We start from the raw sequence: 11,878 nt of genomic DNA, 5'->3' as shown, positions 1-11,878 counted from the left end.
CCTCCTACTTCCTTAGAGGGGATATTGTGTCCTGCAAGTTCAAAAATTTGACTATCGGGAGAATCTTTCGGCAGAAGGTTTGTCTGAATCTCCCTTGCAAGTTCAAGTTCTTCCTCAATTTTCTGCTTTTCCAGGCTGTCTGTGTAGAGCACAGCATTTTCCAGTGCAATTGCCGCCTGTGACGAAAGTACGCTCAGAATCATCATCTCTTCTGCAGAAAAATTTGTTCGGGATATTTTTTCTCCGAGTAGAAGAATTCCGCTAAGTTTGTCTCTGTGAATAAATGGTATTAGCAGTACAGGGTTAAGCTCTCTGAGAGGTTCAAGGTACGGTTCATCATGGGTCTGTATGGAGATGTCATCAAATCCTGTAGGCTGGGTCTGTTCTTTAAGAATGGATATCCACTCTTCTTTGCCTGAGAAAATAACTTGTCTGTCAGGAAGATTGAGTATAAGATTGCCGTCAACAGAACGCATTATAAGTTCTGCGAAGGTAAGAGACATTGTATCTTTAAGTGTTGACGTGATTTTATCTTTTAAGGCTCCGGGGTCAAGAGTTGTAAGAATGTCGCGGCTCAGGTTCTGCAGTATATTCCTGTAATCGAGTCTGTCTTTCATAAAGAATTTTTCAATAAGGCGTTCAATTGTACCGAGTATGGGCTGAAAAAAGAGTAAAACAAATAAAATGGAGATAATCTCAATTGCAGGGATATCAATGGGAAAGAAGTGTGACATGATTTTTTTACCCTCTGCAAAGAGTAGAAGGTAAATAGTTATAAGAATAGCAGTTGCAAGAGAAAAAACCAGGCCTTTTCTGATAATGAATCTTATATCAAGAAATTTGTATTTTATTATTGCCCATGCAATGGATCCTGCTCCGATAAGAAGAGCCCCTGTTACAAGCAGGTAACTTATGGATCTTGATAATAAGCTTATATGCAGATGGGGAAATATGAATGCAATGGCGTAAAGGCCTACACTTGCGCGGATACCCCATAGAACAATTCCCACTTGTTTTTTAAGACGCTGGTTTTGAAGCCTGCTGTAACCCCAGAGCATTAGGCTAATGGCAGTAATAATGTAAATTAAGTTGATTAGTGCAAAAAAGTTTGCGTGAAATTCATAAATCAGGCTTACCAGAGCTAATATAATGCCGATAGCAATTGTAACAGGCTGAATTATAAGTCCGAATTTGTCAGAAATCGCACTAAGGTTAATAAGGTGGCGAACTTGTTCAGGAGATGAAAAAGTAAATACAAGCAGAAAATGAATGAGATGCGGGATGAAAATCAAATATTTCAGATATGGCCGGTTTTTTACAAATTTTATCTCCTGAGGATATACAAAAGAGAATAGAAGCATCTGGGGAAAGAAAAATTCCCAAACAAGAAATAATTTGCTGAAGGATTGAAGATTGGAATATATTAATGGTGATGTCTGCATTAACAGCCCGAATGCCCCGAAAATCGGGCCTGTTCCTGCAAGCAGCATCATAATCCCTGTGATTCGATTGACACGTTGTCTTATATTTTCATTAAGGATTATTATTCCAAGCAGTATAATGATAATCCCTAAAGTAAGGTATAGAATTGATGTGATGTAAGATAGAGTCACTATTCAAACTTCTTTTTTAGAACGAATGTTACGGTTGTGCCCTCAGAAGAAAACGAATATGATACGCTGTCCATGAGGGCCTCAAGAATAAATATTCCCCTGCCGCTCTCCTTCATAATATTTTCAGGATCCAGTGGATCTGAAAGGCTTTTTTCATTAAAACCCTTGCCTCTGTCGGATACTGAACACTCAAGTTCATCGGTACTCAATTTAAAGACAATATCAACAGTTTTTTCTTTTTGCATTTTATTGCCGTGTACAATAGCATTGCCTACTGCTTCTGTAACTGCGATTGCGAGGTTATCGGTTTGGTCTGATGAAAGTTCCATTTTTTTAGATATACTTGATGACAGCTTTTCAACTTTTTCAAGCTGATCCAGGGTGCTTGGGATTGTAAGGGAAATTGTCTTTTTTCTGTTTTTCATAGTAGTTTTTACGGTTAATTTAAAGCCCAGTTCATGGTTAATGATATTCTTGTTAAAGTTTTTTTATTTAAAGATTTTGTTTTTGTAATAAATGTATTGCCCCGTGCAGTTAGAAAAAGCCGGCTGCCTCTGTACGATATTTCGAGAGATGGGCCGTGCTGCATGTAATAAAGATTCATTGCAGATGAAGAACCTGCACCTCGTGAATATTGCTTTCCGTTCTGGAAAAAATATGAGTATCCTGATGCGATACGAAAGTATCTGCAGGGTTTGTACACTGAAATTATTTCGAGAATACTCCTGTTTCTGTTAAAGAGTTTTTCTTCAGACCATGATTCATATAAAAATCTGCCGTTTTCGTCAAATTCAGTTTGCAGAGTAACTCTTAAAGAGTTCTTTTTTGTCAGATTTATTGTCAGCGAGTCCTGTGACATGAACTTTCTGTACAGAAAACTTCTCACTCCGGGAAGCATATCTTCAAAATCGTAACTGATATAGTTTGCAAGCACCTGAATCCAGTGTGACCATGACAGGTGTGCTGATGGCTTCCATACAATGCCGGGGTTGAATTTTAATATTCTTGTCCAGTTATTATCCCCGCTTCTTTCACCAAAAATATAGACTCTGTGATGAAAGTTGATACTTGCTGAAACAACAGCTTTTATATTTCCGGAGAATGTGTGGTATTCGGAAAAGCTGCAGCGAATTTGTAGTTCGTCTCTGTCGTCAAAATTGTCAGATGAAGGTGTATCGTATTTAAATTTTTGTATAAATCCTGTCAGAACCATAGAGTCAGCGGAGAATGCAGAAGCGCAGGAAAGGGCCATTGTAGTGTAGGAGCTTTTATTATCAGGTACTGAAAGATGTGCTGTTGACATGCCTGTGATACCTGATAGTTTATAGTTTTGATCCATTGTTTCGTAGCCAATGTGCAGCTTTATATCTACAGGTTTAAAAGAAATGTCAAAATCCCCTCTCATATTTGAGAAAAAGTCGTTTCTTTTTCGTGAAAGAGTCTTTGTTGAGTCTGTTATCTGAAAGATAGATAAAATTCTGGATCCGAAGTTGCTGTATATTCTGTATGATAATTTGTCGTTAATCTTGTAGTTCAGCCGATTTTCTGCCTGTACTCTTTTTTCCTGTCGGCTCTCAATATCTCCAAGCGCTGAAAGGTAGTATTCTCTTCTCATCTGTCCGTACGAAAGATGCAAAGAGTCTGTTGTTTCGTTATAAAAAGTTCTGTGTATATTGTAAGACATGGAAATGTCAGAGTTCCTTCTTTTATTCAGATGGTCGTACTCCCTGTGTGCTGTGAAAAAATTAATATAATCTCCGATTTTAAAATTCGGGATATTAACATCTGTTTTATAACTGAATCCGGTGTCATTATGTCCGTATCTTGAATCATTTTTAATTCCTGCGCTGAAAGGAATAGAAATATTCCCTTTGGAAAAATTAAAGCCTACTCCTGCGGAATGTGTTGCAATGTTGCTATCAAACCCGGATTGGCGATCTCTGTACAGAAACGATTCAGCTCCTGCATTAAGGGATAGAAATGAACAGACAGGCCTTGTCAGCAGAATTGTAAAAGTATGCTGGTCTTTCCATTTCATTCCGTTACCTGTTCTCAATAAAGATGAAAGAAGAGCCTCTTTAAACGAAATTCTCACAGGTTTTCCCACTGGGGACAGATAATTTGCTTTTACTCCCCATGTGGCAGTATTTATCCCCTGGTTAAAAATTACAGAAAGGGAATCTCCCCGGGCCGCAAATAAAAATTTTGTCCCAATGGAAAAAATAATAATTATTGATAGTATAACAGGGATCATATCTGCCTGCTTTTTCCCTGTCAGAAGAGGGGAAAAAACCCTCACAACTTGCCCTCAATTTTTTTCCCGGTACAAAAAATATTAAGTTTACACCTTTTTTGTTCCAGTGGGGTGTAAACGGTTTTTAACGTCTATTGATCCTGCAGAGATTACAAGTTTAAGTGCCTCCTCTACGCTCATATCCAGGTCCATGACCTGATCTTTGGGTATGAAGAGCAGGTATCCTGAAGTAGGATTTGGTGCAGTAGGAATAAAAATGCTTATAACATCCTGTTCTATTGCGTCCTGTATGGGGCCGCGCGTATCTTGTGTAAAAAATCCTATGGAATAGATACCCTTCCTGGGATACTCTATGAGTACTGCTTTTTCAAATAGTTCCCGTTTTTCTGTAAATATGGCTTCGCTTATCTGTCTTATTGCAATGTAAATTCTGTTTGCGAGAGGTATGTGGGTTAAGAGATAATCACCAAGGCTGATAAATTTTTTACCAAAGTAATTTCGGGCAATAATTCCGGTAATGATCACAAGAATCAGAACAGCAAGGATCCCTACACCGGGTATAGAACCGGTATCAGGAGACAAACCCGTAAATCTATATAGAAAACGCATTACGGAATTTTTCATAAGCCCGTCAAAAAAACGGAAAAGGAATACAAGTATGTATCCTGTGAGAGTGATCGGAGCAAGGACAAGAATTCCGGTAAGGAATATTGCTTTTAATTTATTTAACATACTTTCCCCTGCAGTTATAGTGTTATGGAGTTTTATCTTTTTTCTCCGGAACTATTTTATATACTTTTTCTCCCTTTTTTGCCATGCCATACTCTTCTCTTGCCACTTTCTCAATATATTCCGGTTTTTTTAAAAGCTCTTTTTCCTTCTTTAAGTTTTCTGTTTCCGACTTCAAAGCTTCAATTTCTTTTTTTAGTTTTCTATGTTCAATTTTAACTTTGATATGCTGTATAAAGCCCCGTTTTCCAATTGAAAAGAGCAGCAGCAGCAAAAGCACGAGAAGCCAGAAAAAAATTCGTTTCCTTTTTCTATAGATAGATTTTTTTGATGTTTTTGCCATATAATCCTGTTTAAAAATTCTTCCCCTACCCAAAATAGAGGACAGGGGAAGATAAGCAATATAATTGTATTTTTCTACTTTGAGAATTTAAGTATTTTTTTCCCATAGTACAGTGCAGATTCACCGAGGGATTCTTCAATCCTTAGGAGCTGATTGTATTTTGCAATACGCTCGGTTCTGCAGGGTGCGCCTGTTTTGATCTGTCCGACACCAGTTGCCACTACGAGGTCCGCTATTGTTGTATCTTCGGTTTCGCCTGATCTGTGGGATACCATTGCAGTGTATCCATAGTATGAAGCAAGCTCAATTGTATCAAGAGTTTCAGTAAGGGTTCCGATCTGATTTAGTTTGATTAAAATGCTGTTAGCGACTCCTTTTTCCACTCCCATCATGAGCCTTTCAGGGTTGGTAACGAACAGATCGTCACCCATTATCTGGATTTTTCCGCCCAGGCGGTCAGTCATTATTTTCCAGCCATCCCAGTCATCTTCTGCCATACCGTCTTCAATAGAAGGTATGGGATATTTGTTGATGAGATTTTCGTAGTAGCTGACCATCTCATCAGCGGAGAGCTCTTTATTTTCAGATGCAAGAATATATTTTTTCTTTTCTTTGTCATAAAATTCAGATGCAGCAGGATCAAGAAAGATAAAAACATCCTCTCCGGGTTTATATCCTGCTTTTTCAATTGCAGTGACAATGGACTGAATTGCTTCTTCGTTTGATTTGAGGTTCGGAGCAAAACCTCCCTCATCTCCTACGCTGGTTGCATAACCCTTGTCTTTCAGCACAGATTTAAGTGTGTGATAGATTTCCGAACCCATACGGTATGCTTCTGCAAAGCTCGGAGCATTTACAGGTGCAATCATGAATTCCTGAAGGTCAACATTATTATCAGCGTGAGATCCTCCGTTAAGTACATTCATACACGGTACGGGCAGAAAGCGTGCTCCTACTCCTCCTATGTATCTGTAGAGGGGTAGTCCTGAATAGCTCGCTGCTGCTTTTGCAACTGCAAGGGATACACCGAGAATTGCATTAGCGCCGAGCTTTGATTTGTTTTTAGTTCCGTCAAGTTCAATCATCATCTGGTCAATAGTCGGCTGCTCCAGGCTGTCTTCACCGATTAGATCTTCAGCAATCGTGTCAACCACATTGTCAACAGCATTTAATACGCCTTTGCCGAGGAACCGGTCTTTATCTCCGTCGCGCAATTCAACTGCTTCATGCTCTCCTGTGGACGCTCCTGACGGAATAGAAGCACGCCCTGCAATTCCACTTTCAAGCATAACATCCACTTCTATTGTGGGATTGCCCCGGGAGTCAAGAATTTCCCGTGCATTAATATCATAAATAATCGACATGTTACTACCTCCTGGTTATAAGAAATGAAAAATTTGTTTTATGTTTACGGCCTTCCTATGCTGAAGTATATAAATCCATGTTCACGAATTTTTTTCGGGTTGTATATATTTCTTCCGTCGAAAATAACAGGAGCATTAAGCAGAGATTTGATCTTATCAAAGTTCGGTTCACGATATTCAAGCCATTCGGTTATAATTAAAAGGCCGTCACTTCCTTTTAGCGCTTCATAGTTATCGTCAAACAAAGTAACATTCTTGTCAAGACCAAGTCTTCGTGCTTCGTCCATAGCTGCAGGGTCGTGGGCATGAATAGCGGCTCCTCTGTCTGCAAGTTCTTTAATGATAATTCTTGCAGGGGCTTCTCTCATATCATCGGTTTTGGGTTTAAAACTGAGTCCCCACAATGTAAATGTTTTTCCTTTAAGATTTTTCCCATAGTGTTTTTCTATCATAGGGATTAGTGCTTTTTTCTGATCTTCGTTAACATCTTCAACAGACTGGAGAATCCTCATATCATATTCGTGCTGCTTTGCAGTACGAATAAGAGCTTTTACATCTTTTGGAAAGCATGATCCTCCGTAGCCTACTCCGGGGAATATAAAGGAGTAGCCGATTCTTTTATCGGATCCAATGCCTTTTCTTACCATTGATACATCTGCGCCTACTGTTGAACAGAAATTTGCAATTTCATTCATAAATGAAATTTTTGTAGCAAGAAGTGAGTTTGCTGCATATTTTGTTATTTCTGCGCTTAATTCATCCATGACAATTATGGGATTACCTGTTCTTACGAATGGCGCATAAAGTTCCTGCATTGTTTCTGCTGCTTGTTTGTCGCTTGTTCCGATTACAACCCGGTCAGGATACATGAAATCGTCAATGGCTGCTCCCTCTTTTAAAAACTCGGGATTTGATACAACAACTACATTGTATTCCGTCTCCTTTTTAATTGTTTCATAAACTTTATGTGCAGTACCAACAGGAACAGTACTTTTATCAACGACAATTTTTTCTCTGTTCATGTAACTCCCGATATCTTTTGCAACGGAAAGTACGTAGGTAAGGTCTGCAGAACCATCCTCATCAGGCGGAGTACCTACGGCAATAAAAATCACATCAGAGTCTTCCACGGTTTTTTTAATATCCGTTGTGAATAATAATTTATTGTTTTGACTGTTTCTCTCTACCATTTTATCAAGACCGGGTTCATAAATAGGAATAATCCCATTATTCAGTTTATCTATTTTTTCTTTATCGTTATCCATGCAAATGACTTCGTTGCCTGCCTCGGCAAAACACGCACCTGCAACTAACCCGACATATCCGGTTCCAATTACGGATAGCTTCATTGTTCCTCCCTTTGATTGTATATCGGTTTTGTTAAATACTCCATTTCAAAATTTTTAAATTAAAAGTTTTATGAAAACGTATGTTACTAAAGCTCCGGTTACAGAGCATGTAAAATTTACAATATCATTGTTGACCCAACTGATGCCGGATACCTTTTGCGTTGCAATGCCGCTGCAGTGGGTTTTTCTTTCGGTAATTTTCCCGCATTCAGGGCATTTATACTGAGCCTGGAAAAATGCCCCGAGCACCGTATCAATAAAGCTTCCTGAAAAGCCTGCTACTGTGATCAGCATTAAAAGTTCTATCCTTGTGTCACCACGGAACAGTTCCGGTGCGGCAAGAAATCCGCTGAGAATTATTACAGCGCTGCCTATAAAAGCACTCAATGTACCGAGTATTGAAATTGCTCCTGAGCGCCCTTTTTCTGTCTTTTTAAAAGAACGGAAAGATACAGGGCTGTAAATTGAAAGTACTCCTATTTCAGTTGCCCAGGTGTCACTGTTAACTGCTGCCAGAGTACCAATGTAGATATAGTACCAGATATTTGACGGGAAGTATATGTTTAAAAACATGATTGTTCCGGCAATACCGCCGTTTGCCAGAACTTGATAAATATCTCTTGTGTCTGATTTCTCAAACATAAGCGAGTATTTTTCTTTTTTTCTTTTTGCAATTTTTGAGAGTGCACTGGATAAGGCAAAGAAAGTTAATATTGGAATAGACCATTTTAATCCACCTGCGCCAAAGATAATGAATGCCAGAATGAATGTTGCCATACTGCCGCTTTTAGAAAGTGAATTTGCTTTGTAGGATGAGTATGCAACCGCAATAGCAATAAGCGCACCTGCTGTAAGCATAATCCTTCCGTTTGTAGATGAGTGTAACATGAAGCTCATTGCAAAAGCAGAGCCGAGGGGAACTGTGAGGTTGTCTGATCCGGCAAATGACAAAGTTTCCAGCCCTGTAGCAAATAGTGCAGTGACAATAGCAATCCAAAATGACAGGGCGAAACTTATGGTAATGTTATCAAGGTAATCGATTAACGGAAGAGTAAAAAAAACAATCAGGAAGGTCGATACGAACATTGCAGAAGAGCCCTGGACAGATTTTTTTTCTCCTGTAAGATTAAAAATTCGGGGATTTTTTACGGATTCTCCTACAATTGCTGCCATAGCATCTGCAATACCTAGGATTAGAATAGATGCCATAAGAACTGATTTATAAGATGTCCAGCATGTGAATATAAGAAGTATAAAAGCAATGGGAAAATATACTGTTCCATAGGTCTTACGTTCAGAGTTATCCATGCCTTTTAAAGAATCAGTGGCAAGGGCGACAGAGTTCACAATTGTAAAAATAATGCCGAGAATAACGAGAGGAGCAGGATATTTAAAAAATAAGGGGCTGAGAAAAACAAGAACCCCTGTAAGGATATGAACCAATTTTCTGTTGAATTCCTGACTCCATCCTATGGTTTTTCGGAGAAACTCTGCAAGTCCGATAAAAAAGACAATTCCTCCAAAAAATAGAAGGAAAGTAATCCACTGATTTGAAGGCACATCTGTAATAAATTTTATCAAATTCACGGCAGTACCTATAAGATAATTATTTTGTGATAATTAATCCCTTAATCCTATAATTTTAATTATTTTATTTGATAAAATCAAGATATTTATTCGCTTGAAAATTGAAGTTTTTTCTCGTCAGGAAGCATTTTGAAATTAATTATAATTTTTGTAAATTTTTAGTATAATTTGTTGATCATTTATTTGAGGTGTACATGACAGAACGGCTGAAAATCGGGATAACAACAGGAGATCCTGCAGGTATCGGGCCGGAGATTGTTTTAAAAGCTATTGACAGAATAAAAGGCAAAGATAATTGGCTGCCTGTTGTTTTTGGCGATCTTGCGGTATTGAATCAGGCAAAAGAGCTTATTGGAAGTAATGTCAGGTTTAGAGAATATAAAAAACAAACTGATAATAGAATTGATAAGAATGAAATATTATATGTGCCTTCCGGAATTATCAGAGGTCCTGTTACATTCGGAATAATTGATGTTGATTGCGGGCGTGCATCTCTAGTTAATATTGAGAATGCCATTGATATGGCAATGGCAGGAGAATTGGACGCAGTAGTTACAGGCCCGATTAACAAGCAGTCTCTTACGCGTACAGGTGCCGGGTATCTGGATCATTCCTCAATTTTTAAAGACCGCTGCAGAGTAGAAAAGGCTGATACTATGTTCTTAACCGGAAGGCTGAAAATATTTTTTTTAACAAAGCATATACCTCTAAAAGAAGTTTCTTCTATAATTGATAAAGATTTAATTCTGAAAGAGGTAAGACGATGCATAAAATATTTAGTGCTGTTCGGTATTGAAAAGCCTGCCCTTGCTGTAGCTGCTTTTAATCCCCATGCAGGGGATAACGGACTTCTCGGCAGAGAAGAAATTGATGTTTTAAGGCCTGCAATAAGACAGGCACAGCAGGAGCTTTTAGATGTCAGGGGGCCGGTACCAGCAGACAGTGTATTTCATCTTGCCAATGAGGGGATGTTTGACGGAGTGCTTTCTCTTTATCACGACCAGGGGCATATTGCAGCAAAAACTCTTGATTTTTACAGGACTGTCAGTTTTACTCTGGGCCTTCCTTTTCTGCGGACTTCCGTAGATCACGGTACTGCTTTTGATATTGCCGGCAAAGGTGTTGCTTCTCCTGACGGTATGGCTGCTGCAATTCAGGCCGCAATTAAATATGGTAAAAACTTCAACTACTTATAAATCAATTAAAATACTTACTTTTTCGGGGGCTGTATCAAAAGTCCTAACCCTGTCATTGCGAGCGTCTTTTTGCGAAGCAATCTCTTTAATTCGTGCTCAATTCCTGAGATTGCTATGTCGCTTCGCTCCTTTTAATGACTTCAAATCGACTTTTGATACAGCCACTATTATTAAAAGTACAGTGTTATACAGTCAGTTGTTTTTTATAGCATCTTCTTCTTTTATGCTGCCGTTTGTCAAAGAATTTCCATTGAGCCTGAACTTTTGTGTTGGTTTCAAGTTCGTAATTAGTTTCTGCTTTGACAAAGCTGTGGCCGGAAATAATTTTTATTAATTCATTAAACATAATGGCATTTACACCCTTACCCTGCAGGTCCGGCCTTACACCGATTATGTACAGATCAAGTGTATCATTTTTATACATCGCTTTAAGTAGGTGAATAAATCCAAAGGGGAATAATCTTCCCCTGCATTTCTGCAGAGCTTTTGAAAAGGAGGGCATGGTGATTCCAAAAGCGGCAACCTTGTCATTTTTATCAAGAATTATTGAGATGTATTCGGGCTTGACAAATCCAAAATACTGTTTAATGTATACGTCTATCTGCCTCTCGGTAAGTGGAACAAATCCGAAGATATGTTCATAACTTGAATTAAGTACATGAAACATATCATTCGCATATTTTAACAGGTCTTTTTTCTTCTTAATATCCAGCACGCTTAGTTTATTTCGTTTAAGTGATATTTCTGCAATTCTTTCAATTTTTTCCGGTACACTGTCAGGAGTTTTAATTTCAAATTCCAGCCAGTCAACTTCTTTTTTGTATCCAAGTTTTTCAATATACTGTGGATAGTAGGGATAGTTATAAATTCCTGCCATGGTGCCCAGTTCTTCAAAACCTTCTATTAACATACCTTCGTAATCAAGATCTGTAAATCCCAGGGGGCCTTCAACTGCTTCCATACCTTTCTCCGAAGCCCATGTCTCAACAGTGCTGATAAGTGCTTTTAAAACTTCAACATCATCAATAAAATCAATCCAGCCGAAACGAGCGTATTTATTACCCCATTTTTCGATGTATTTGTTATTAATTATTCCCGCAATTCTTCCGACAATTTTTCCGTCTCTGTATGCAAGCCAGTATTTGGCTTCACAAAAATCAAAAGCGGGATTTTTGTTCCAGTCAAGAGTGTTCATCTCATCAAAACGTAAAGGCGGAACCCAGTATTTGTTACCTTTATAAAGATCATAAGGAAATGATATGAATTTTTTCAAATCCTTTTTGTTCTGTACCTCTTTGATCTGTAGCTCCACAATAGCCTCCCAATAAAATATTTAGCCGATGTTGTTGCAAGTATTGTAGATAAATATTCAGATAGTCAATTAACCCAAAAAGAAATGTACGGAATTAATGGATATTTGCAAACAGGAAATTAAAAAAAGTG

The 11,878-nt window shown here is 38.3% G+C and carries 10 protein-coding genes; 1 reads left to right on the top strand and 9 read right to left on the bottom strand.

Annotated features, from left to right (window positions below; genetic code table 11):
• The 8 genes from J7K93_02905 to J7K93_02870 all read right to left on the bottom strand — a co-directional run.
• The coding region (locus J7K93_02905; protein MCD6115940.1) for a hypothetical protein at positions 1–1,613 on the bottom strand (1,613 nt) is incomplete at its 3' end.
• Positions 1,613–2,038, bottom strand: a complete 426-nt coding sequence (locus J7K93_02900) for an ATP-binding protein (protein ID MCD6115939.1) — start codon at positions 2,036–2,038, stop codon at positions 1,613–1,615. The genes J7K93_02905 and J7K93_02900, both read right to left, overlap by 1 nt.
• Positions 2,039–2,052: 14 nt before the next feature.
• Positions 2,053–3,867, bottom strand: coding sequence for a hypothetical protein (locus tag J7K93_02895; GenBank protein MCD6115938.1), 1,815 nt, complete (start codon positions 3,865–3,867; stop codon positions 2,053–2,055).
• 87 nt (positions 3,868–3,954) lie between these two features.
• Positions 3,955–4,599: a DUF502 domain-containing protein gene (locus J7K93_02890; GenBank protein ID MCD6115937.1), complete on the bottom strand. Its 645-nt coding sequence runs from the start codon at positions 4,597–4,599 to the stop codon at positions 3,955–3,957.
• 22 nt (positions 4,600–4,621) lie between these two features.
• On the bottom strand, positions 4,622–4,939 hold the full coding sequence (locus J7K93_02885) for a septum formation initiator family protein (GenBank protein ID MCD6115936.1): 318 nt from the start codon (positions 4,937–4,939) through the stop codon (positions 4,622–4,624).
• 74 nt (positions 4,940–5,013) lie between these two features.
• Complete coding sequence (eno, locus tag J7K93_02880) at positions 5,014–6,303, bottom strand: phosphopyruvate hydratase (GenBank protein ID MCD6115935.1); 1,290 nt, start codon at positions 6,301–6,303, stop codon at positions 5,014–5,016.
• 44 nt (positions 6,304–6,347) lie between these two features.
• On the bottom strand, positions 6,348–7,652 hold the full coding sequence (locus tag J7K93_02875; protein MCD6115934.1) for a UDP-glucose/GDP-mannose dehydrogenase family protein: 1,305 nt from the start codon (positions 7,650–7,652) through the stop codon (positions 6,348–6,350).
• A 54-nt stretch (positions 7,653–7,706) separates the two neighbouring features.
• Positions 7,707–9,239 (bottom strand): DUF92 domain-containing protein, encoded by a 1,533-nt coding sequence (locus J7K93_02870; GenBank protein ID MCD6115933.1) that lies wholly within the window; start codon positions 9,237–9,239, stop codon positions 7,707–7,709.
• A gap of 194 nt (positions 9,240–9,433) precedes the next feature.
• Between J7K93_02870 and pdxA the strand changes: the two genes are divergently transcribed.
• Complete coding sequence (pdxA, locus tag J7K93_02865; GenBank protein ID MCD6115932.1) at positions 9,434–10,435, top strand: 4-hydroxythreonine-4-phosphate dehydrogenase PdxA; 1,002 nt, start codon at positions 9,434–9,436, stop codon at positions 10,433–10,435.
• A 184-nt stretch (positions 10,436–10,619) separates the two neighbouring features.
• On the opposite strand, the gene J7K93_02860 is transcribed toward pdxA, so the two are convergent.
• Positions 10,620–11,747: a hypothetical protein gene (locus tag J7K93_02860; GenBank protein MCD6115931.1), complete on the bottom strand. Its 1,128-nt coding sequence runs from the start codon at positions 11,745–11,747 to the stop codon at positions 10,620–10,622.
• Between the last annotated feature and the right edge of the window lie 131 nt (positions 11,748–11,878).

The sequence above is a fragment of the bacterium genome (genome assembly GCA_021158245.1).
GTDB lineage: Bacteria > Zhuqueibacterota > QNDG01 > QNDG01 > QNDG01 > QNDG01.
Note: the sequence above shows the minus strand (reverse complement) of the source record. Positions and strands in the feature narration are given on the sequence as shown.